The organism is Mycobacterium shunyiense (genome assembly GCF_058270075.1).
Window position 1 is genome coordinate 50,825 of record NZ_JBZDPU010000017.1, and the last position, 21,646, is coordinate 72,470.

The 21,646-nt window shown below is 67.6% G+C and carries 18 protein-coding genes; 9 read left to right on the forward strand and 9 right to left on the reverse strand.

The genetic code is table 11. The features are described 5' to 3' along the window. The 6 genes from AC4ELH_RS21280 to AC4ELH_RS21305 all read right to left on the reverse strand — a co-directional run bounded on the left by AC4ELH_RS21280 (position 1) and on the right by AC4ELH_RS21305 (position 9,600). Positions 1-312: a PE family protein gene (locus AC4ELH_RS21280; RefSeq protein ID WP_064886589.1), complete on the reverse strand. Its 312-nt coding sequence runs from the start codon at positions 310-312 to the stop codon at positions 1-3. Further along, the gene (eccCa, locus tag AC4ELH_RS21285) at positions 312-4,277 is read right to left on the reverse strand and encodes a type VII secretion protein EccCa (protein ID WP_498886444.1); all 3,966 of its coding nucleotides are present in this window, start codon (positions 4,275-4,277) and stop codon (positions 312-314) included. The genes AC4ELH_RS21280 and eccCa overlap by 1 nt, the downstream gene beginning before the upstream one ends. Further along, positions 4,274-5,824 (reverse strand): type VII secretion protein EccB, encoded by a 1,551-nt coding sequence (eccB, locus tag AC4ELH_RS21290; RefSeq protein ID WP_498886446.1) that lies wholly within the window; start codon positions 5,822-5,824, stop codon positions 4,274-4,276. Before eccB ends, eccCa begins: the two co-directional genes overlap by 4 nt. Further along, a complete protein-coding gene (gene eccA, locus AC4ELH_RS21295; RefSeq protein WP_498886447.1) occupies positions 5,821-7,590 on the reverse strand; it encodes a type VII secretion AAA-ATPase EccA in 1,770 nt (589 codons plus the stop codon). The genes eccB and eccA overlap by 4 nt, the downstream gene beginning before the upstream one ends. 186 nt (positions 7,591-7,776) lie before the next feature. After that, positions 7,777-8,670: a class I SAM-dependent methyltransferase gene (locus AC4ELH_RS21300; protein WP_498886449.1), complete on the reverse strand. Its 894-nt coding sequence runs from the start codon at positions 8,668-8,670 to the stop codon at positions 7,777-7,779. A 30-nt stretch (positions 8,671-8,700) separates the two neighbouring features. Then, complete coding sequence (locus AC4ELH_RS21305; protein ID WP_064958438.1) at positions 8,701-9,600, reverse strand: oxygenase MpaB family protein; 900 nt, start codon at positions 9,598-9,600, stop codon at positions 8,701-8,703. A gap of 77 nt (positions 9,601-9,677) precedes the next feature. On the opposite strand from AC4ELH_RS21305, the gene AC4ELH_RS21310 reads away from it, so the two are divergent. Both AC4ELH_RS21310 and AC4ELH_RS21315 read left to right on the forward strand, forming a co-directional pair. After that, entirely contained in the window at positions 9,678-10,292 is a 615-nt protein-coding gene (locus AC4ELH_RS21310) for a TetR/AcrR family transcriptional regulator (protein ID WP_448449016.1), read from the forward strand. 1 nt (position 10,293) lies between these two features. After that, complete coding sequence (locus AC4ELH_RS21315) at positions 10,294-11,109, forward strand: helix-turn-helix domain-containing protein (protein ID WP_498886452.1); 816 nt, start codon at positions 10,294-10,296, stop codon at positions 11,107-11,109. On the opposite strand, the gene AC4ELH_RS21320 is transcribed toward AC4ELH_RS21315, so the two are convergent. Both AC4ELH_RS21320 and AC4ELH_RS21325 read right to left on the reverse strand, forming a co-directional pair. After that, complete coding sequence (locus AC4ELH_RS21320) at positions 11,093-12,502, reverse strand: carboxylesterase/lipase family protein (protein WP_498886878.1); 1,410 nt, start codon at positions 12,500-12,502, stop codon at positions 11,093-11,095. The two genes, AC4ELH_RS21315 and AC4ELH_RS21320, sit on opposite strands and share 17 nt — an antisense overlap. Beyond that, positions 12,499-13,401: an MBL fold metallo-hydrolase gene (locus AC4ELH_RS21325; RefSeq protein ID WP_498886454.1), complete on the reverse strand. Its 903-nt coding sequence runs from the start codon at positions 13,399-13,401 to the stop codon at positions 12,499-12,501. The genes AC4ELH_RS21320 and AC4ELH_RS21325 overlap by 4 nt, the downstream gene beginning before the upstream one ends. A gap of 101 nt (positions 13,402-13,502) precedes the next feature. Here AC4ELH_RS21325 and AC4ELH_RS21330 point away from each other — a divergent pair, with 101 nt between their 5' ends. Together AC4ELH_RS21330 and AC4ELH_RS21335 are read left to right on the forward strand one after the other, a co-directional pair. Further along, positions 13,503-14,384 carry a helix-turn-helix transcriptional regulator gene (locus AC4ELH_RS21330; RefSeq protein ID WP_498886456.1) on the forward strand — a complete coding sequence of 294 codons (882 nt, stop codon included), beginning with the start codon at positions 13,503-13,505 and terminating at the stop codon, positions 14,382-14,384. Positions 14,385-14,391: 7 nt separating this feature from the next. After that, the gene (locus AC4ELH_RS21335) at positions 14,392-15,228 is read left to right on the forward strand and encodes an SAM-dependent methyltransferase (protein ID WP_498886458.1); all 837 of its coding nucleotides are present in this window, start codon (positions 14,392-14,394) and stop codon (positions 15,226-15,228) included. 256 nt (positions 15,229-15,484) lie between these two features. Here the strand turns inward: AC4ELH_RS21335 and AC4ELH_RS21340 are convergent, their stop codons facing one another. Continuing rightward, positions 15,485-16,066 (reverse strand): VOC family protein, encoded by a 582-nt coding sequence (locus AC4ELH_RS21340; protein WP_064881562.1) that lies wholly within the window; start codon positions 16,064-16,066, stop codon positions 15,485-15,487. A 151-nt stretch (positions 16,067-16,217) separates the two neighbouring features. Here AC4ELH_RS21340 and AC4ELH_RS21345 point away from each other — a divergent pair, with 151 nt between their 5' ends. The 5 genes from AC4ELH_RS21345 (at position 16,218) to AC4ELH_RS21365 (ending at position 21,635) form a co-directional block, all read left to right on the forward strand. Further along, complete coding sequence (locus AC4ELH_RS21345) at positions 16,218-16,847, forward strand: TetR/AcrR family transcriptional regulator (protein WP_498886460.1); 630 nt, start codon at positions 16,218-16,220, stop codon at positions 16,845-16,847. After that, entirely contained in the window at positions 16,844-17,971 is a 1,128-nt protein-coding gene (locus AC4ELH_RS21350) for an alpha/beta hydrolase family protein (RefSeq protein WP_498886462.1), read from the forward strand. The genes AC4ELH_RS21345 and AC4ELH_RS21350 overlap by 4 nt, the downstream gene beginning before the upstream one ends. Beyond that, complete coding sequence (locus tag AC4ELH_RS21355; protein ID WP_498886464.1) at positions 17,947-18,936, forward strand: 2-hydroxyacid dehydrogenase; 990 nt, start codon at positions 17,947-17,949, stop codon at positions 18,934-18,936. Before AC4ELH_RS21350 ends, AC4ELH_RS21355 begins: the two co-directional genes overlap by 25 nt. Before the next feature lie 85 nt (positions 18,937-19,021). After that, on the forward strand, positions 19,022-21,217 hold the full coding sequence (locus AC4ELH_RS21360; protein ID WP_463790479.1) for an acyl-CoA dehydrogenase family protein: 2,196 nt from the start codon (positions 19,022-19,024) through the stop codon (positions 21,215-21,217). Between the two features lie 130 nt (positions 21,218-21,347). Continuing rightward, positions 21,348-21,635 carry a hypothetical protein gene (locus AC4ELH_RS21365; RefSeq protein ID WP_498886466.1) on the forward strand — a complete coding sequence of 96 codons (288 nt, stop codon included), beginning with the start codon at positions 21,348-21,350 and terminating at the stop codon, positions 21,633-21,635. Positions 21,636-21,646: the final 11 nt, after the last annotated feature.

Genomic DNA, 21,646 nt, shown 5'->3' on the forward strand with positions numbered 1-21,646 from the left:
TCAGATGCCGCGCGCAGTCATGTAGGACGAAGCCGCCATCGCGTCACCGGTCATGTAGCTGGCACCGGACTCGCCGACGCCGACGCCGGAGCGTCCGAGCTCCTCGACACCCTGCGCGGCCATCGTCGAGTGCTGGGCACCGTGGGCGCTGAAGCCGGTCGCGGTCTGCAGCGAAACCGCATCGGCCGCAGGCGGGATCACCGCCGAGACCAGGGGGGCGGCTGCCGCGTGCGCGGCGGCCAGGCGCGCGGTGAGCGCCTCCACGGCCGCGCTGGCGGCGGTCAATCCTTCTGGAACTACCCGCAATGTCATCAGAATTCCTTTCGCCCGTTGTTCACGGAGAGTGCCGTGTCTTCGATGAGTGGGTTGACGAGCTGGACGAACTCGGGCGCGTCACCGTCCCCGAGCAACATGCCGCGTCCCGCCGGGAACCGGGCGAACCGGTGCCCGCGGAGCTTGCCGCTGTCTGCCGGATTGCCCGACAGCATCAGTGTGGTCGCCTGCAGATCGTTGAGGCGACGCAGCAGCGGTGCCGTCATCACGGCGTGGGCCGATCCGGTGGCCCTGGCCGTCACGATGACCCGCAGCCCCAGATCAGTGGCCTCGGCCAACAGTCCGACGATGTTGGTCCACGGACGCTGCCCGGCGAACGGACCGCTGGCCGCGGGGCCGTCGGGGATCTGGTCCACGTCGTCGATGATCAGGTAGTGCGTGTGGCCATCCTGTCCGGACCGCTGGTTCCAGGCGCTGAGTTCCTGCGCGCTCAAACCGGCCGGCGGACGACGCTTCTCGATCAGCGACGACAGCCCCAGCATCGCGGGCAGCACGCGGTCGATGTTGGCCGTGTACTCGTTGTCCGGGAACAACGGCTCCTCGACCAGATGCAACCTTCGGTCGATCACGGTGAAGGCCACCTCGTCCGGCCGGGAGTTCTCCCGGATGGTCCGGATGATGTGACGCAACAGCGTGGTCTTGCCCGACTTGGTATCGCCGAACACTGCCAGCAGCGGGTTGTGCTTGAAGTCGAGCACCACCGGCGCCAGATCCTCTTCGCGCTGCCCGATGACCACCTGCTCGGGGGCCGGGTACAGCGGTGCCAGCGCGGCGGGGGCCAGCGCGGTGGGCAGCAGCCGCACCGGCGGTGCGCTCTGACCCGGGTAGCGGGAGTTGATGACGGCGATGTCGCTCAACTGTGGCTCGGCGAACAGGAAGTGTTCGGCGGCCATGGTCAGGCCGCGGCCCGGCTGATCAGCAGGCACCGACTCCGCCGGCCGGCGCAGCGCACCCACCACCCGCACGATGCTGTCGTGGCTGTCGTGCAGCTTGAGCTCCAGCCGCAGGCCCAGGCCGTCACGCATCGCCAGCGGCACCTCCAGCCAGTTCGGCGTGGTGATGACGACGTGGATGCCGTAGGACAGGCCGGTGTTGGCCAGCTCCGTCACCTTGGCCAGCAACGGGTTACGCGTGTTGAAGGTGTCGGTGTTGTCGCGGCTGAACGCGTACAGGTTGTCGATGACCAGGAATACCTCGCCATACCCGTCTGCGTAGCTGCCCACCCGGCTCACGGCACCCTGCCGCTGGCGGGCCTGCAGCAGCTGTTCGAGCTCGCCGAAGGTACGACGGATGCGCTCGGGCTCCAGCGGGGTGGCCACGCTGCCGACGTGGGCCAGGTCCTCCAGGCCGGCGAGTTGTCCGCCGCCGTAGTCGAGGCAGTAGAAGCTGACCTCGCTCGGCGAGTGCAGCACCGCGGCCGACAGCACAAAGGTCTGCAGCGCGGTCGACTTGCCCGAGCGCGGACCACCGTGGATCAGCACGTTGGCTGCCGACGAGTTGGCGTCGAACACCAAGGCGTCGCGGCGCATCTCGAACGGCTTGTCGATCTCGCCCAGCGGCCAACGCAGTTGACCGGGTTCGATGTCGGTGCTGGCAAGCACGTCGTCGAGGGCGATCGCGCCGTCCAGCGGCGGTAGCCACAGCTTCGGCGCCTGCGGTCCGTAGGTGGCCAGCTGGTCACCGATGGTGGCGATCAGCTTGCGCGGCGGCAGGACGTCGATCTCGGGCTCGTTCGTGACGATCACGGTATCGGGTTCGGGCTCCACCCGCGAGGCGGTGAACAGCTGAGGTTGCGGCAGCGCCCGGACCACGATCGACTTCCCGGCCCGCGGCGGGTCGTAGATGCCGTCGACGTAGGTGCTGCGGAACTTGATCGGCACCGCACCCGGGGCGGGTACCAGGAAGCCCTCGCCCTTGTGCTCGCGACCCGATTCGATGTGATACGCGTCCTCGACCCCGATGATCTGGCGGGAGATGCTCGGGCTGGCCACCTTCAGGCCGATCCGGTACGACGTGTTCTTGTCGATGTCCTTGATGCGGCCCACGTCCAGGGTCTGCGATGCGAACAGGATGTGGATCCGGAACGAGCGGCCCTTGCGCGCAACGTAATCGAACAGGTCGGCGTACTCGGGGTGCTCGGCGAGCATCAGCGTGAACTCGTCGGCGACCACGAACAGCGTCGGCATCGGCGGCAGGTCATGCCCGGCCGCGATCGCGGCCTCGTACTCGGTGACCGAGTTGAAGGCGCTGCCCTGCACCCGGCGACCGGCTTCCTTGAGCAGCTGCTCACGGCGGGCCACCTCACCGCGCAGGGTGTCGGCGAACCGGTCGGCCAGCGACCGCTTCTCGGCCATGTTCGAGATGACCGCGACGACCTGCGGGAAGTTGCGGAAGATGTCGGCTCCGGCCTCACCCTTGAAGTCGGCGTAGATCACGATGAGCCGATCAGCGGAGTGAGTGGTCAGCAGCGACAACAGGATCGACATCAGGGTCTGGGACTTGCCCGAGCCCGTCATACCGATCATCAGGCCGTGCGGGCCCATGCCGCCCTCGGCCTCGTCCTTGAGGTCGAAGTACAGCGGCTCGCCGGTGGCGGTGACGCCGATCGGCACCCGCAGCTCGTCGTCGCGGTTACGCGGGGCCCACAGACTCGCGACGTCCAGGGCCGAGGCATCTGGGATGTCGAGCAGCGTGCCGAAGGTGGCGCCTCCGGTGGCGGTGGACCGCACGTAGCCGGGGTTGGAGTCCCAACGCGACAGCCGCCGCGCGATGTGGGCCGCCTCGGCGGCCGACATCGAGTCCGCCTGCCCGACGTAGGGCTGCCAGCCGCTGCTCTGCCAGCGCTCGATCCGGCCCCCGGTGACCCGCAGGATGGGCCGCTCGGGATCCGGGTACTGCTCGCGGTTGGGCAGCTTGTCACTGCGATGGATCACGGTCACCCCGGTCAGACCCGGCTTCCGCGCGATGTCGTCGGGATCGGCCTCGGGATCGTCGAGGACCACCAGCAGATGCTTGAGCACCTGGTCCGCCTCGGCGGGGAACGCGGGCCGGCCGACCAGGGCCGAATCGAGCTGCTCGCGCAGCTCGGTGACGCCGGTGGTCAGGTAGCGGGCCGGGCCCACACCGTCGGCCTGTGACGGAATATCCACGTGTGGAAGCCATTTCAGCCACGACCAGGCATCGGAGTCGACGTCGGGAGAGGCCAACGCCACCCCGAGCATGGTCGGGTCGTGCCAGGTGACGGCCTGGGCGATCCAGGCCCGCAACGCATCCCGGACCTCATCGGCCTCACCGATCACGGTGATCCGGGCGAGCTTGGTGACGTCGATGCCGGTCGGGGCATCACGCACGGTGCGCTGCACGTCGAGCAGACCGCGAAGGGTGCTGTGCGACACCGGCTCCAGGTCGATCTCGTCGGCGGTGTCCTTGACCTTGAGCGCGGCGTCCAGCGGCACGTCGTGCAGCCCGGCGCGCAGCACCAGGAAGTCACGGTCACGTGGATCGCGTTCCCACTGCCTGCGGGTGCCCGGGACGGAGGCCAGCGCCTCAGGCTCCGGGTGTGACCACTCCAACGCCTTGCGCTGCTCGGCGGCATGGGCCCGGACATTGTCGCGCACCACCGACAGGTAGCGCAGGTAGTCGGCGCGTTCGGCGTCGACCTCCTCGGTGCGCATCTTGTTGCCGCCGCGGTAGAGCGCGGTGGCGGCCAGCAGCAGCACGAACGGGAAGAACAGCATCGTCGGCGAGATCATCCGCATCCCGGTGGCGAACAGCGCCACGATCATGCCGACGATCAGGATGACGATCAGGTAAGGCAGCACCCGGCGCAGCAGCGACGGCGGGACCATCCGCTCCAACTGGGGCGGCGGCTCGATCGTGATGGTGCCCTTACGGGTGGTCGGCGGGGCCAGCCTCCGCTGGTGCTCGAAGATCAGCCGGCTCATCGGGTCGCCTCCAGGCGTGCAGCGTTTGCGTTGGGCGACAGCGCATCGTGTGCGGTCAGGGCGTCGCCACGGGACAGGGTCGGGCCGGCCGCGAACTGCGTCAGGATCGACCACGGAATGGGCAGGGCCGGCGCGGTGAGGCCAAGCGCCTCGACAACTTTGTCGTTGCCGGCGGTATCGATGCCGTAGCGGACGCCGGTGTCGCTGACCCAGAACAACGAGCCTGCGGTCGGCGAGCCGGGCTCGGCCCCGACGGTCTGGACGAAGTAGCCGCTGCCCGGGGTCAGTGCGACCCGGTTGGCGGCGCCGTTGCTGCCCGCGCCGACCAGGTCGACGGTGTGCAGGCTGTCCGGCACCGGCAATGCCGCACCGGAGAGGACCGACAGCTTGCTCTCGGTGGCACCCGTCGGCTTGATCCACTGGGCACAGGTCACCGGGGCGGTCGACGGCGCGACCAGGTTGACCGGAGCGTCCGGGTAGCCGGCGGTGTCGATGGCGTGCGAGACAGGCATCCGCGATACCTCGTCGGGCCCGATCCGCGGTGCCTGGTCGAGGCCATAGGAGTTGGTGTTGCGCAGGATCGAGGCCAGGACCGGCGAGACCGGCTGCAGACCGTCGTTCAGCACCGCGTAGTAGCGGGCAGTGTTGTCGGCGTCGTAGGCCGCCACCACGCCACCCACGGGCACCGGGGTCGACAGCTCGTAGCTCGTCGGCGCACCGGCGTCGGCGATGTGCGGGGCCGCCAGCGCCGGGGCTTCGGGGATCGCGTTGAACAGGCCGGCCGCGATGGGCCGCGGCGTCGGGATCTGCCCGCCGAGACCGAGGGCGTCGGTGACGGCGCGGTTGGCCAGATCGACCGGGCTGCGCTTGCCGTCCCACAGCAGCCAGTCGCCCGGGGTCGGGCCCTCGCTGTTGTGCACCAGGACGGCCTGATCGGACGTCAGCGTCAGGGCACGCTCACCGCCCGACGCGAGGGTGCCGGCAATGATGGTCACACCCGCGTTGGCGCCCGAAACCGCATCGCACACAGTCCAATCCGCGCCGGTGCTGACGCTCTGCACCATCCGCTCCGGCGCACCGGCGATACCCAGCAGGTTGCCGCGCGCGAACTTGTCGATCTCACTGGTCTTGACCGTGCTCGGGTTGTCCGCCTTGCCGGTGATCAACCGCGCCGAGGTCAGGTTGAGCACGGGGTGCAGCTGCTCCCCCACCCGCACGTACAGCGCGGCCGTTGACCGGTCGGCGAGAACGGCATCGTTTCCGGCAGTACCACCCGGCCGGAACAACGAGAACAGGAAACAGCCGACCAAACCGGTGATCATGATCAATGCACCGGTCAGCACCGCACGGCTCTGCGTACGGAGCGGGTCGACCAGCATGCGGGTGTCGTGCAGCGCGACGCCGGAGGCGATGCGGCGCATGACGAATCGCCAGCCGGTGACCTGGTTCTTGGTGACGAACCCGCGCCGGTAGGTCACCTGGTCGGGGTTTTCGTTGTTCGGCGTGCGGGACGCGAAGGAGCGCCGGTCCGGATCGGGCGCGGTCATGCGGGCACCGTCAGCCCCAGGCCGCGCAGCAGCGGGCCGGCCGAATTGTTCACGTCACCGGCGGTGATCGTCATCATCTCCTCGTCGGTGAAGTCGTCGTGGTCGGAATGATCGAGGCGGTACTCGCGCTCCTCCTCGGAACGCTCGACCAGGTTGCGGACGAAGCGGCCGTTACCGGCGATGTCGAGGCTGCGCCGCGGCACACCTTGGGTGTCGGGCGTGGTGGCCTCGGCCAGGTAACCGAACAGTTTCTCCATGTCGTCGTGAGCGGCCTTCTCGAACGTGCTGTCCCGCTTCTCGGCCATCCGCTCGGCGATCTCGACGAGTTCGGACGAGGAGTAGGACGGGAAGTCGATGCTGCGGGTGAAGCGCGAGCGCAGACCTTCGTTGGTGTCGAGGAACATGTCGAGGTCCTTGCGGTAACCCGCGACGATCACGACCAAGCGGTCGCGGTCGTTCTCCATACGGGCCAGCAGGGTGTCGATGGCGACCAGACCGAAGTCGTTCTTGGCGCCGGTGGACACCAGTGCGTAGGCCTCGTCGAGGAACAGCACGCCGTCCAGGGCGCTGTCGATGATGGCGTTGGTCTTGGCCTCCGTCTCACCGATGTGCTGACCGATCAGGTCGGCACGGTGCACCTCGCGGACCGTCTCCTTCTTGAGAAGTCCGAGGCCGCAATAGATCTTGGCGACGACGCGGGCGATGGTGGTCTTACCCGTTCCGGGCGGGCCGGCGAACACGAGGTGGTTGGTGCGCTGCGCGACGGCCAGCCCACGCTCCTGGCGACGGATCGACATGGCGACCGAGCTCTTCAGCCGCGCCACCTGGAACTTCACTTCTTCCAGGCCGATGAACTCGGCGAGCTCGGCTTCGGCCTCGACGAGCAGGTGCGCCTTGCGTTCCTTGGCGCCCGGGTCGACGAAGTCGGACTCCGACGGTTCCGTCTCCGGGTCCCACGGATCGGTGCGCGCGTCGATGCGGGCGGCATTGGTGATGAGCAGCCCGAAAGTCGGATCCGACAGGGCTTCTTCGACCTGCTTGTTCTCCGGGTGGGCGGCGAAGAGATCCTGCAGCACCTCACTCGCGTCTTCGTCCTCACCCTGCGCGCGCAGCGTCAGCGCCTTGGCGAGCGCGCCGTCGAGCGCGGCCACCGTGATCGGGCCGGACGGGTCCTCCAGGTACGACAGCGCGGGCGCCAGCATGCCGAGCCGGGCCAGCGCGATGCCCAGGGTGACGCGGGCAGCGTGCGTAGTGACCTCGTCGAGCGACGGGTTGGTGACCACCGGGGTGAGCAGCCGCACCACGTCGTTCCAGCGCTGGGCCCGGTGGTTGATCGCCACCCGCAGCCAGGTGGCGTTCAGCCAACCCGGCCGGCGGTCGAGCAGCTCCCCCACGAGCGCGTCCGCCTCGGCGAGTTCACCCTGGCCGGCGCGGCGCGCCGCGTAGGCCAGCTGGAAGTCGTCGACCTCACTGGCGCGGAACTGTAGGTACAGCCCACTGTCAAAGGTGAAACCGAGGTCACCGGCAGCCAGGTCGATCTCGCGCTGGAGCAGACCGGCGCTGGCGCGGGTGCGCCACACCGCGTCGATGACCGCACCGGACACGTCGCCCGCGGCGGCCAGACCCGTCCAGGCGTCACAGTGGTCGTGTGCGATGTGTGCCAATCCAGCAAAGCCGGACCGGGCCGCGGTGAGGTCGGCCGGCCGCTGCCGGTCGTTCACCGTCAGACCCAGCGCACGACAACATGTGGCGAAACGGCTGATCACATCGCGATCGAGCCGGGGCGCTCCCTGAGGCGGAGCCGCAAGCGTGTCACTACCCATATGCGTGCACGGGAGCGACTAAGCCCCCGAATCTCTCCCTTATGTATGGCTAAGCTAACTTTTGCTGAAGTTAGCATTGCATAACTTAACTGTCGAGAGGCACGTACTCGGGCTAGCTCGTGAACTGCCTCACCTTTGGGTCGCAGCCACCAAGGTGATAGTTCCCGTCATCAGGCCTGCTTCGGAGTCCGGACCGGGCACGGGCCGCCCCGCGCGGGCCAGAAGCTCATGCAGCGGAGTCTCAGCGGCTTCCCAGCCACGCTCGCCGAACCACTGCTGCGCGGGCGCGTGCTGCTGGTTGTACACGAGAGTGAAGAACGCGTTCTCTTCTCCGGAGGAGACCGCTTCGGCGCGCTTGGCCTGGAATGCCTCGTCCGGCATCGGGATCGATTCCTCGATGCCGACGAAGCTGCCCGGCGCTGCCAGCGCATCGATTCCAGCAAACAACCGTTCCTGTGCTGTGGCAGGCAGATAGATCAACAGTCCCTCGGCGATCCAGGCCGACGGCCGCGACGGGTCGAAGCCGCTCTCCCGCAGCGCGCGTGGCCAGTCGTCGCGCAGATCGATCGCCACCTCGCGCCGCTCGGCCGTCGGCGCCTCGCCGAGGCGGTCTACCGTCTCGCGCTTGAACTCGAGCACTCGCGGCTGGTCCAACTCGTAGACCACGGTGCCGTCGGCCCACGGCAGCCGGTAGGCGCGTGAGTCCAGACCGGCGGCCAGAAGGACAATCTGTGTGACGCCGGCCTCGATGGCCCGGCCGAAGTACTCGTCGAAGTACTTGGTCCGCACGCCCTGGAAGTTGACGAAGTCCTTGCCGAATTCGGTCTGCAGCGGATGCTCTGGATCGGTCCCCTCGGCAGCGATCGCCCAATCGCCACCGACTGCACGGCAGAACGCCTCGGCATACTTGTCGACAGCGATGGGATCAGGCTTTCGGGCCTCCAATGCCCTTGAGGCAGCGACGAACAACGCTGTCGCACCTACGCTCGTGGTGATATCCCAGTTGTCTGAATCTGTTCGCACCGCCGCGAGGGTACGCCGCGAGCCTGACAGCTACACCAATGGACGGCCGGTGCGGATCCGCCAGTCGAGGTCTTTGAGCAGCACATTGAACGGGAACTGCCGCAGGACCGAGGGCAGCAGGTCGTTGATCGTGCGGAGCACTTTGATCAGCTGGTCGAACCGCTTCTGACTCTTGGCATCCCACGGCAAACGCATCTCCTCACGGAACCGCTGCGGCAGGAATCCTGTGGTGATCAGCAAGGCCACTGCATCGAGCCGACGTTGCACGAAGCGGGGCAGCACCGGTTTCTTGGGCCGGCCCGCCGCGATCGGATAGAGATAGCCGCGCACGGTGTCGTCGATGTGCAGCTTTTCCAGGGATTCCTCCCAGTACCGGTCGAACGCAGCCCGGTCGGCCGGCCACATCGACTCGGGCACCTGCAGTGTGGTGCCCATGGTGACACTGTCGCGGTAGTGCTGGTCGGCGGTCTCGTCGTCCAGCTCGCCGATGAACATGCGGAACACGTCGACGCCACCCTTGTAGAGGCAGGCGGCCACCCAGAGCTGGAGGTTCTTGTCGAACGCGTTGTATTTCACCGGACTGTCCTCGGTGGAGTACACCTGCGCGTGCGCCTTGTTGACCGCGCGCCGGTATGCCGCCTTCTGCGCGTCGCTGCCGCGGGTGGCCACGGCCAGGTAGGTGAAGGTGGTCCTGGCCCGCTTGATCGGGTGCAGGTCGGTGCGGCCGCTCTCGACGCGGCTCTCGACCACGCCGTAGCCGACGCCGGGGTTGGCCAGCTGCATGATCACGTTGGCCGGGCCGGCCAGCAGCGCCACGCCCATCAGCCCGTCGTCGAAGCTGGCGCCGCGCCGGCGCTTGGGCGCGGCGCCGGGCCGCGGCGACTCGTTCATCGGCCGCTCGACGTGCGGGATCGGTTCGCTGACCGTCATGGCCACCCCTTCTAGAAACTGAGAACCTGCGTTTCCTGATACTGGCCCGCCGGAGTGACAGGTGTCAAGATGTGGGGGTGAAGCAGGTCCGCCCGTACCGCGGCGTCGAAGCGGCCGACCGCCTGGCGCAACGTCGCAGCCAGCTGCTGGAGGCCGGGCTGGATCTGCTGGGAGCCGAGGACGGCGAGGTCACGGTGCGGGCGGTGTGCCGCACCGCCGGTTTGGCCGCTCGGTATTTCTACGAGAGCTTCACCGACAAGGACGACTTCATCGCCGCGGTCTACGACTGGGTGATCGCCGATATCGCGAGCTCGACGCAGGCGGCCGTCGCGGCCGTTCCGCTGGCCGATCAGACCACCGCCGGGATGACGAACATCGTGCATCTGATCGCCAAAGACCCGCGGATCGGCCGGCTGCTCTTCAGCGTCAAGCTGTCCAACGAGGTACTGGCACGTAAGCGCGCCGAGTCCACCGCGCTCTTCGCCACCCTGCTCGGTCAGCACGCCGGCGATGCCCTGCAGCTGCGCGCGAACGACTACCTGCGGGCCACCTCTCATTTCGCCGTGGGCGGGGTCACCCAGACCATCAGCGCATGGTTGTCCGGCGAGATCACCTACTCCCCCGAACAACTCATCGACCAGCTGCGGTCGATGCTCGACGCACTGGCCGGAATGCAGCAGCCGGGGGTTTGAGGTGGCCGGCCCGGTATTGCTACGTCCGAGCCCACCGCTGGCCGCCCACGTTCAGTTCTTCGGATATTGGCACAACGCGCAGGCCACGACCCATCGCAGCCGTGCCCTCCCCCGCGGCGCCGCCACCGTGATCATCGATCTCGGTTCCCGCGAGCGGGTCGATTTCTTCGCCGCCGATGGCACCACCCGCCTCGACGTCGGGACCGCTTTCATCGCCGGCGCCGGTGTGGCCTCCTACGTCACCCAGATCGATCCGTCGCAAACCGTGCTGACCATCCATTTCCGTCCCGGTGGCGCGTCGGCGTTCCTGCCGGCGCCACAGGACGACCTGGAGGACCGCTGTGTGGACCTGGACGCGATCTGGGGTCGCGACGCATCGATCCTGCGCGCCCGACTGATCGAAGCACCCTCGGCGCGGTCGCGAGTGGCACTGGTGGAGTCATTTCTGCTGGCGCGCATGAGCTCCCGCGATCCCACAGTCGGCGCGGTCTTGCTCGCGGCCGAAAGTCAACCCTCGCTGCGGGTGGCTGAGGCGTCGGCGATGACCGGGTTGTCAGCCCGACGGCTGATCGCGTCCTTCCGCGCCGAGGTCGGCCTGACGCCCAAGACCTATCTGCGGTTGCGTCGGTTCCAGGCGGCAATGAGGCTCTTGGACGCCGGCGACACCAACGGTGCCCGAATCGCGGCCGATCTGGGCTACTTCGACCAGGCGCATTTCGTCCGCGAGTTCCGATCGTTCACCGCGATGACACCGACGGAGTACACCCGGCGCCGCACCCTGCTGCCCAGTCACATCGGGATCAACCCACACCGGTGAATCGGCGCATCTCCCCCGGCGCCCAGCCCGGATCTCCCGTGGTGGCGTACCGGACCCAGGCACCGTGCATCTCGGCGGCCAATGCGCCAGGAGGCTCGCCTGGCCCCAGCAGGGCACCGGGTCCGCGTACCGACTCCAGACCGGTTCGTTCGAAGACGAACGGTAGTTCCACCGCGTGAGCCGCCCCCAGCTTTCCGTCCACTGCTGCTGAGCGCCAACTGAATTCGTAGCGGTGGGTCGCGGGGCCCGACAGCTGCTCATGGGCCTGAGCCGTGCCTTCACTACCGGTGCGGAACAACGCGTCGCCCAGGATCGCCGACCGCAGCTGGCCCCAACCCGCCCGGGGGAAGCGGGAGCGGTACCGCTGGACCACGGCGGCCGGGTCGGCGTCGACCTGCGTGGCGAGCCGCTCGACGTCATCGAGGGTCGAGGAGTCGAAGTTCCCTTGCGGAACCAGGTACAGGTTGCCCTCCTCGGTGTTGGTCCCGATCAGCAGGTCCACCTCCGGATTGAGCTGCCGTGCAGGCTGCTCGGCCAGCACCAGACTGAACGGACTCAACCCCAGCAGCGGGTCAAAACGTCCTTCGGTGCGCAGATCCAGCCCGGCCAGTTCGGGGATCGCCTCGACCAGCTGTTCATCGGAGAGGGGGTCAAATCCGGTGACCGTGGCCTCGACGTCGAGAACCTTGGCTGCCGCCCGGCTGACCTGTTCGGCCTGCTCCGGATGGAACGCACCGAAGCCGTTGCCGCTCTGCATGATTGCGCGACGGATCAGCTTGTCCGCGCCGGGTGCGGCCAGAGCTCCGGCGGTGATCGTCGCACCGGCGGACTGGCCGAACAGGGTGACGTTGGCAGGATCACCGCCGAAGGCCGAGATGTTGGCCTGCACCCACTCCAGCGCAGCCAGCACGTCGAGCAGGCCGCGGTTGGGCGACGCGCCGGGCAGGTCGAGAAATCCGGTGATGCCCAGCCGGTAGGTGACCGTCACCAGCACCACGCCGTCGCGGGCGAAGGCGATGCCGTCGTAGAGCGGTGAGCGGGTGGAGCCTGCCACGAAACCGCCACCGTGGACGAACACCATCACCGGACGGCGCTGGGCGTCCGGCGGGGCCCACACATTGACGGTGAGGTAGTCGGAGCCGCGCACCCAACCCGGTCCGAAGAACGGTGTCATATCCAAGCGCCCGAAGCCGTTTCGGCGTGGCTGGGGTGCCGTCGGCGCGGGGCGGGTCGCATCGCGCACGCCACGCCACGGCTCGTGTGCTGCCGGAGCCGCGAAGCGGCCGGTGATGCCGGGCGGTGCGGCGTAGGGGATGCCGAGGAAGGCCGAGCCGTGGGCGGTGCGGATTCCCCGCACCACCCCGGTGGCAGTGTCGACGGTCGGGTCGATCATGCCGTCGCCCGCTCGAACGCTGCCCATTCCTTGACCGCGAACCGGTCCCCGTCCCGCATCACCTCGGCCGCGCCGTAACCGCCGAAATGCGCTGGTATCACGAGCGTGTTGGTATCGGCGGCGTGGCCGAGTACCCGTCGGCGCGATGCCCGCGCCTGTTCCGGGTCCTCGCAGTAGCAGCTGTTGACATCAGGATGAACGATCTGCAGCGCGGTGTGCATCATGTCGCCGACGAACACCGCACGGTCACCGCCGGACTGCAGCCGGACCACCGCCGAGCCTGGGGTGTGCCCGGGGGCAGGCTCCAGCGTGATGTTGTCGTCGATCTGAAAGCTGTTCTCCCACAATGTGGCCTGACCGGCCTCGTGGACCGGCGCCACGCTGTCGAGGAAGACGTTGTCCCGTCCCTCGACGGGGTCGTCGCGGTTGGCGGGGTTCCAGAAATCGAAGTCGGCCCGCGGCATCAGGTAGGTGGCGTTGGGGAACGTCGGGACCCAGTTGCCGTCGTCGAGGTAGGTGTTCCAGCCGACGTGGTCGATGTGCAGGTGGGTGTTGATCACGACGTCGACGTCTTTTGGTGCGACCCCGGCCCGGGCCAGATTGTCCAGAAAATCAGTGTCCAGGTGATGCCACACCGGGGCATGCGGCCGCTCCTTGTGGTTGCCCACGCCGGTGTCGACCAGGATGGTGCGGCCCCCACTGCGCAGTACCCAGGTCTGGATGGCCGATACGCAGTCATCGCGGCCGGGATCGTAGAAATCCGGAGCCAGCCAGTCCTCGTTGCGCTGCCACATGTCGTCGGTGCTCTCCGGGAAGAACTCCTGCGGCGACAGCCGCACCGAGCCGTAGTACTCCATGACCCGGGTCACCGTGACGTCGCCCAACACAATCTCGTTCATGTCCCCAGCCTGGCGAGGCGGTGATCGGCCAACCAGGCCCAGCCGTGCCTACCACTGGCAGGGATAGGCACAACCCCTCGAACCGGAGGCATAGTGGGCTGATGAGCACCGGACAACTCGGCGAGTTCCTGCGGGCCCGGCGCGGGCGGCTGCATCCGGAGGACGTGGGCCTGGCCCGATACGGCGAAAGACGACGCGTGGCCGGTCTTCGGCGCGAAGAGGTCGCCCAGCTGGCCGGAGTCAGCGTTTCCTATTACACCCGATTGGAGCAGGGGCAGTCGGTGAATGCCTCGGAGGCGATCCTCGACGCGCTGGCCCGGGCTCTGCAGCTCGATGTTCACGAGCAGGCACATCTGCGGGAGTTGGCGTCCCAGCGCGTACAGCCGCCCCGCCGACCTCCCGTCGAACGCGTCAGCACCTTTACCCGCGATCTGTTGCGCTCCATGGACCACCTGCCGGTGCTGGTGATCGGTCGGCGCACCGACGTGCTCGCCTGGAACGAGCTCGGCCACGCCCTGTTGGCAGGCCATCTGGATTTCACCTCGGTGGACCACCCCGCGACCCAGCCCAACCTGGCCCGGCTGCTGTTCCTCGATCCGCACACCCGCGACCTCTACGCGGACTGGGGCCGCAAGGTGCGCACGGTGGTCGGCAGCCTGCGCCTGGCCGCGGGCCGATATCCCGACGATGCACTGCTGTCCGCCCTGATCGGTGAATTGTCGGTCAAGAGCCCGGAATTCGTCGCGCTGTGGGCCGATCACCGGGTCAAGCCGTGCGAAGCCGACTCCTATGACATGCGTCATCCGCTGGCCGGATCGCTCACCGTCACCATGCAGAACCTGGCGATTACCCGGGATGTCGACCAATCGCTGTGTGTCGTCACGACCGCGGAAGGTTCGAGTTCGGCGGACGCGCTGCGGCTCCTCGCGCAATCGATCCAGGACAAAAATATCCAAGGCTCCACGGCAGCTGCCCGCGCATGATCGCTGTATGACTAACTCTGGACCCACCCCAGGTCAGGCCGTCGCCGATACCGGCACCCTGGTGGCGGCCATCCGCGCCGAGGAAACCCGCCGCCCAGACCGGCTTTTCGACGATCCGTTCGCCGAGCGGTTGGCCGGGGAATCAGGGCGGCGGATGCTCGCCGAGTCGGTGGCCGCGACCGGCGACAAATCGACATTGCAGATCGTGGTGCGCACCCGGTTCTGGGACGAGGCGCTGTTGAATGCCGTGCCACCGGTGAAGCAGGTGGTGATCCTCGCCGCGGGTCTGGACGCGCGGGCCTACCGGCTGCCCTGGCCCGATAACACCACAGTCTTCGAACTCGACCAACCCGCCGTGATCGCGGCCAAGGCCGATCTACTGGCCGGCAGTGAACCGAACTGCCGGCGGGTGGCCATCGGCGTCGACCTCACCACGGACTGGACCGATGCCCTGCGGTCCAACGGTTTCGACCCTGATCTGCCGACCGTGTGGTTGATGGAGGGGCTGCTGCAGTATCTCGACGAGGAGACCGTCCACACCGTCTTCCAGCGGGTCGATTCACTCTCGGCGCCGGGTTCGGTGCTGCTCTACGACATCGTCGGTAAGACGCTTCTGGACAACGTGATGCTCGCAGCGGTTCGCGAACAGATGGAGCGCAACGGCGCGCCGTGGCTGTTCGGGACCGACTCCCCGGAGCAATTGTGCGAACCGCTGGGCTGGACGGCGGTGGTCACCGACATCGCTGAGCCCGGGAACAAGTGGAACCGGTGGTTCGCCCCGGCGGTGCCACTGGACGTCCCCGGGGTACCGCGCGGCTACTTCGTCACCGCCACCAAGTCTTGACGCCTTGACGCCGGGGGCGGTTGCGGGCCCGTTGCCGCCGGCCGTTGCCGCCCGTTGGCGCGGGCCGTTGCCGCCCGTTTGTCACGCTGGAGTGGCTGCCGGGTTCGACGGCCGCGCTGGCGTGACAATGTCTGCGGCCAACTCGGCCGACGCACACCCATTGTCACACTGGAGCGGCGCTCGACGGCGACAGCCACTCTGGCGTGACAATGGCAGGGCGGGCGAGGCCGGGCCGGTGGGCCGGAGCGGGCCGGAGCTAACTGCCCGCCGTCACGGGCGGACGACGGTCGGCGGCCGTCTTGGGCGGCGTCTGGGCGTCGTTGTCAGTGAATTCCTTGGTCCAGCAGGCGAATTCCAGGGTGATGCCGTCCGGGTCGAGGAAGTAGAACGACCGGACGTAGACACCGGGGTGCACCGTGGCCGACGCCTGCATGGGACTGTCGTCGTGGTTGAGCACCGGACCGACGCGAACACCCTTGGCCTTGAGCTTCTGCCGGTACTCGTCGAACTTCTCGGCGGGCACATGCAGGGCGATGTGGTTCAGCGAGCCGGTGGCGCTGACGAATTCGCCGATGCCGGGAATGGCGGCCGGCGCCGAGATCCCCGGCACGCCGTCGGGGGCGTCACGGAACCAGAAGAACGCGATGCAGTCACCGTTGCCGGCGTCGAAGAAGAAGTGCTGCCCCATGTCGCCGGGCAGGTCGAGCGACTTGATCAGCGGCATGCCGAGCACGTTGGTGTAGAAGTCCACCGTGCGCGCCATGTCCGCGCACACCAGGGCCACGTGGTTGATTCCGCCGAACTCGAACTCCGAGTTGGGATTGTTGGGCTTGATCACGTCGACATACCTCCGGGGCGAACGCGCCAAGGACTGGCGCTGCGGCGAATCTGAATCTAACATCAGATTCAGATGTGATCAATGATCGTGCAAGATTTCCCGGCCCGCCGGGAGACGACATTTCCCGGTGCCGCCGGGAGTGAGGAAATCCGTGACCGTCAGTCCCCGCACCCCGTTGCCGACCGCGCGCGGCCGCCAGACCCAGGCGGCGATCGACAACGCGGCCCGTGTGGTGATCGCCCGCAAGGGCATCCTGGCCACGACGATCACCGACATCGCCTCGGAGGCGGGCCGCTCGGCCGCCTCGTTCTACAACTATTACGCCTCGAAAGAGGCCATGGTTCGCGAATGGGCTCTGCGATTCCGCAACGAGGCCCGCGAACGGGCCCTGCCCGCGACCGCGCCGAGTCTGACCAACTGGGAACGCTGCCACCAGGCGGCCTCCGCACACTGGATGACCTACCGGCACCGCCTGGCCGAGATCATCAGCGTCTCCCAGATGGCCATGATCGACGACGACTTCGCCGAATACTGGGACGAGATCTGCCAGCTGCCGATCGCCATGATCACCGAGATGGTCAAACATGCACAGCAGCAAGGGTTCTGCCCCGATGACGATGCTCACCTGACCGCCGTCGCGCTGGTGTCGATGCTCAACCAGTTCTGCTACGCGCAACTGTCCGGCGGCCGTGATGCCGCCGCCGACGACACCGCCTGCATCACCACGCTGGCCAACGTGTTCTACCGGACCATCTACCACGAGGAGACCCCGCGTTCATGAGTACAGCGTCACCGGAGGTGGTCCGCGAGTTCATCGGGCTGGAATCCCCGACCGCCCAGCGCGCCGGCGCCGGCGGATACCCATGCCAGGGCCTCTACTACCGCGGCGCGGGACACAAACCCAAGGTGGCCGTGATCGCCACGCACTATCAGATCGACTTCTCCGAGCACTACATCGCGGACTACCTGGCGCGCAGGGGCGTCGGCTTCCTCGGCTGGAACACCCGTTTCCGCGGCTTCGAGAGCAGCTTCCTCTTGGACCACGCACTGGTCGACATCGGGGTGGGGGTGCGCTGGCTCCGCGAACAACAGAACGTCGAAACCGTTGTCCTGCTCGGCAACTCAGGAGGCGGATCGCTGATGGCCGCCTACCAGTCCCAGGCCATCGACCCGAACGTGCTGCCGCTGGAGGGCATGCGACCGGCAACCGGCCTGACGGACCTCCCACCCGCGGACGGCTATGTGGCCAGTGCGGCCCATCCGGGGCGCCCAGATGTGCTGACCGCGTGGATGGATGCCTCCGTCGTCGACGAGAACGACGCCGTCGCCAGCGACCCCGAGCTGGACCTGTTCGACGAGGGCAACCCGGCACCCTTCTCGGCCGAGTTCGTGGCCCGCTACCGCGCGGCCCAGGTGGCCCGCAACGAGAAGATCACCGACTGGGCCGAGGCGGAGCTCAAACAGATTCAGGCAGAAGGCTATTCGGACCGTCCGTTCACGGTGATGCGTACCTGGGCCGACCCCAGGATGGTCGATCCGGCCATCGAGCCGACCAACCGGCAAGCCAATCTCTGCTACGCGGGAACACCGATCAAGGCCAACCGGTCGGCTCGCGGCATCGCCGCGGCCACCACAGTGCGGAACTGGATCGGCATGTGGAGCCTTCGGCACGCCCAGACCCGAGCAGAGCCGCACCTGGCTCGGATCACCTGCCCGGCCCTGGTGATCAACGCCGACCAGGACACCGGGGTGTACCCGTCGGACGCCAAACGCATCTTCGACGCGCTGGCGAGCACGGACAAATCTCAGTTCTCGATCGACACAGATCATTACTTCACCACTGTCGGCGCACGCGACGAGCAGGCCGATACCATCGCCGGATGGATCGCGAAGCGGTGGCGGTGAACCCCGGCCGGATCAAGGTCCTGGCCCACTTCACTCCCGGTGACAAGGTGCTGGATTTCCTTGCACCTCATCAGGACTGGCTCGACGTGACGTTCTGCGCCGAGGACGACGACACCACGTTCTACCGGGAGCTGCCGTCCGCCGAGGTGCTCTGGCACGTGCTACGGCCGGTGTCCGGCGACGATCTTCAGCGTGGTCTGCGGCTGCGGCTGGTGCACAAGCTCGGCGCCGGGGTGAACACCATCGACGTCGACACCGCCAGTCGACTGGGCATCCTGGTGGCCAACATGCCCGGGGCCAATGCCCCTTCGGTGGCCGAGGGCACCGTGCTGCTGATGCTGGCCGCATTGCGTCGGTTGCCCGAGCTCGACCGCGCCACTCGGGATGGCAAGGGCTGGCCGTCGGATCACAGCCTGGGCGAGACCGTCCGCGACATCAGCGGGTGCACGGTGGGCCTGATCGGCTACGGCAACGTCGCGAAGCGGGTCGAGAAGATCGTCATCGCCATGGGTGCCGAGCCGGCACAGGTGCTGCACACCAGCACGCGCGATACCGGTCACCCACGGTGGCGCAGTCTGCCAGACCTGTTGGCTGCCAGCGATATCGTCTCGCTGCATCTCCCGTTGACGGAGGCCACCCGGGGCCTGCTCGACAAGGCGGCCCTCGCGTCGATGAAACCCGGTGCCGTCGTCATCAACACCGCACGTGGGCCGATCATCGACGAGCCGGCCCTGGTGGAGGCGCTGTGTACCGGACAGCTCGCCGGGGCCGGCCTCGATGTGTTCACCGAGGAGCCGGTACCGCTCGGCAACCCCCTGCTGGAGCTGCCGAATGTGGTGCTGACACCGCATGTCACCTGGTACACGGCGGACACCATGCGGCGGTATCTGACCATGGCGGTGGACAACTGCCGGCGCATTCATGACGGCGAGCCGTTGGCCCACGTAGTTAACGGGGTGAGATAGGCCGCCGGAGTGGCGCCGGTCACGCCGGGGTACCCTCGGCCCAACCGACCGGTTAATAGATGTACGCCCCGGATGGAGGAACCGCATGCCTATTGCGATCACGTCTGAGCACAGCGACCTGGCCGATTCGGTCCGGTCCCTGGTGGCGAGAGTGGCGCCCTCGGAGGTGCTTCACGAAGCGCTCGAGACCCCGATCCCCAATCCCCCGCCGTACTGGAAAGCTACGGCCGAACAGGGGCTGTTGGGCGTTCACCTCTCGGAATCCGTTGGCGGACAAGGTTTCGGCATTCTCGAACTGGCCATCACACTGGCCGAGTTCGGCTACGGCGCGGTCCCCGGGCCCTTCGTGCCGTCGGCGATCGCCAGTGCACTGATCTCGGCCGGCGACCCCGAGGCGAAGGTACTGAGCGGCCTGGCCTCGGGCGAGACCATCGCGGCCTACGCCATCGACTCCGGTCTGACCGCGACCCGCCACGGTGACGGCCTGGTGATCCGCGGCGAGGCCCGGGCGGTGCCCTCCGCAGCGCAGGCTTCGATCCTGGTGCTGCCGGTCGCGATCGAGTCCGGTGTCCAGTGGGTGGTGCTGGACGCCGCGCAGCTCGAGATCGAGCCGGTGCGCAGCGTCGACCCGTTGCGTCCGTTGGCCCACGTCCGGGCCAACGCCGTCGAGGTCGAGGCCGACCGGGTGTTGACCAGCCTGAGCACCGCCCACGCCCGCGCACTGATCACCACACTGCTGTCGGCCGAGGCGATCGGTGTCGCGCGCTGGGCCACCGACACCGCCACTGCATACGCGAAGATCCGCGAGCAGTTCGGCAGGCCGATCGGGCAGTTCCAGGCGATCAAGCACAAGTGTGCCGGGATGATCGCCGACACCGAGCGGGCCACCGCCGCCGTCTGGGATGCGGCCCGGGCGCTCGACGACGCGCAGGAAGACCCTTCTGCGGAAACTCATTACGAGTTCGCCGCCGCAGTGGCCGCCACCTTGGCGCCCGCTGCGGCACAGCACACCGCCCAGGACTGCATCCAGGTGCACGGCGGGATCGGATTCACCTGGGAACACGACACCAACGTCTACTACCGGCGTGCTCTCGTGCTGGCTGCCTGCTTCGGGCGGGCCTCGGACTACCCCCAACTGGTGGTCGACACCGCGACGGCGACCGGGATGCGGCCGGTCGACATCGACCTCGATCCGGACACCGAGAAGCTGCGTGACGAGATCCGCGCGGAAGTCGCTGGGCTGAAAGCTATTCCGAGTGGCGCCGAGCGAAATACCGCGATCGCCGAGGGCGGTTGGGTGCAGCCGCACCTACCCAAGCCGTGGGGCCGCGCGTCGGAGCCGATCGAGCAGATCATCATCGCCCAGGAATTCAGTACCGGCCGCGTGCGGCGGCCGAACATGGGCATCGCCTCCTGGATCATTCCGTCGATCGTGGCGTTCGGCACCGATGAGCAGCAGCAGCGGTTCCTGCCGCCGACGTTCCGCGGCGAGATGATCTGGTGCCAGCTGTTTTCCGAGCCGGGTGCCGGTTCTGACCTGGCCAGCCTGACCACCAAGGCCACCAAGGTCGACGGCGGCTGGCGGATCACCGGACAGAAGATCTGGACGACGGGTGCGCAGTTCTCGGAGTGGGGCGCCCTGCTGGCGAGAACGGAACCAAGCGCGCCAAAACACAATGGCATCACGTACTTCCTGCTGGACATGAAGTCACCTGGCGTCGAGGTGAAACCGCTGCGCGAGCTGACCGGCAACGCGATGTTCAACACCGTGTTCATCGACGACGTGTTCGTACCCGACGACATGGTGCTCGGCGAGGTCAACCGTGGCTGGGAGGTCAGCCGCAACACGCTGACCAACGAGCGGGTGTCGATCGGCAGCAGTGAGCCGCCGTTCTTGGCCAACCTCGACCAGTTCGTGGCCTTCTTACGGGACGGGCAGTTCGACCAGATCGAGCAGAACCGCGCGGGCCAGCTGATCGCTGAAGGCCACGCCGCCAAGGTGCTGAACCTGCGATCCACGCTGCTGACACTGGCCGGCGGGGACCCCATGCCGGCGGCCGCGATCTCCAAATTGCTGTCGATGAAGACCGGCCAGGGCTACGCCGAGTTCGCGGTGGCCTCCTTCGGCACCGACGGCGCCGTCGGGGACCCTGAGCAGGAATTCGGCCGCTGGGCCGAGTATCTGTTGGCCAGCCGCGCCACCACGATCTACGGCGGTACCACCGAAGTTCAGCTCAACATCATCGCCGAACGCCTGCTGGGCCTGCCCCGCGATCCGTAACCCTGTTTGCGCGACCAGACGTAGAACTGCCTCTTTTCGCTGGAAAAGGGGCAGTTTTGCGTGTGCTCGGCCGGTGACTCGAGTGCTACCGTCGAAATAGACGGCTACCAGAAACGGTTGGCACTCAACGATGAGAACGTCAGTACAGCGCATCCTGCGCCCCGTGGCAGTGGGCGCAGCGGCAGTCGCGGTCGTCATCGCGCCGACGGCCATATCGGGGCAGGTCTCCGCGGAACCTGCCGAGATTCAAGCTGAGCCATGTGTAAACGGGGTCATCCCGTGGAACCCGTACGTCGTGAACTGCAATCTGCAACCCCGACCGCCGCGGGTGCGCGGGTCGGCTCCCGATGCCGGCGCCATTATCGCGTGCCGCGGCCGGCCGGGTTGCCTGGCCTGGTACATCAACGGGCCGCCGTGACGGATGTGAGC

Coding starts and splice junctions, on each gene's coding strand:
- AC4ELH_RS21280 (WP_064886589.1), bottom strand. CDS start 312: ATGACATTGCGGGTAGTTCCAGAAGGATTGACCGCCGCCAGCGCGGCC.
- eccCa (WP_498886444.1), bottom strand. CDS start 4,277: ATGAGCCGGCTGATCTTCGAGCACCAGCGGAGGCTGGCCCCGCCGACC.
- eccB (WP_498886446.1), bottom strand. CDS start 5,824: ATGACCGCGCCCGATCCGGACCGGCGCTCCTTCGCGTCCCGCACGCCG.
- AC4ELH_RS21305 (WP_064958438.1), bottom strand. CDS start 9,600: ATGACGGTCAGCGAACCGATCCCGCACGTCGAGCGGCCGATGAACGAG.
- AC4ELH_RS21320 (WP_498886878.1), bottom strand. CDS start 12,502: ATGATCGACCCGACCGTCGACACTGCCACCGGGGTGGTGCGGGGAATC.
- AC4ELH_RS21325 (WP_498886454.1), bottom strand. CDS start 13,401: ATGAACGAGATTGTGTTGGGCGACGTCACGGTGACCCGGGTCATGGAG.
- AC4ELH_RS21330 (WP_498886456.1), top strand. CDS start 13,503: ATGAGCACCGGACAACTCGGCGAGTTCCTGCGGGCCCGGCGCGGGCGG.
- AC4ELH_RS21335 (WP_498886458.1), top strand. CDS start 14,392: ATGACTAACTCTGGACCCACCCCAGGTCAGGCCGTCGCCGATACCGGC.
- AC4ELH_RS21350 (WP_498886462.1), top strand. CDS start 16,844: ATGAGTACAGCGTCACCGGAGGTGGTCCGCGAGTTCATCGGGCTGGAA.
- AC4ELH_RS21355 (WP_498886464.1), top strand. CDS start 17,947: ATGGATCGCGAAGCGGTGGCGGTGAACCCCGGCCGGATCAAGGTCCTG.
- AC4ELH_RS21360 (WP_463790479.1), top strand. CDS start 19,022: ATGCCTATTGCGATCACGTCTGAGCACAGCGACCTGGCCGATTCGGTC.
- AC4ELH_RS21365 (WP_498886466.1), top strand. CDS start 21,348: ATGAGAACGTCAGTACAGCGCATCCTGCGCCCCGTGGCAGTGGGCGCA.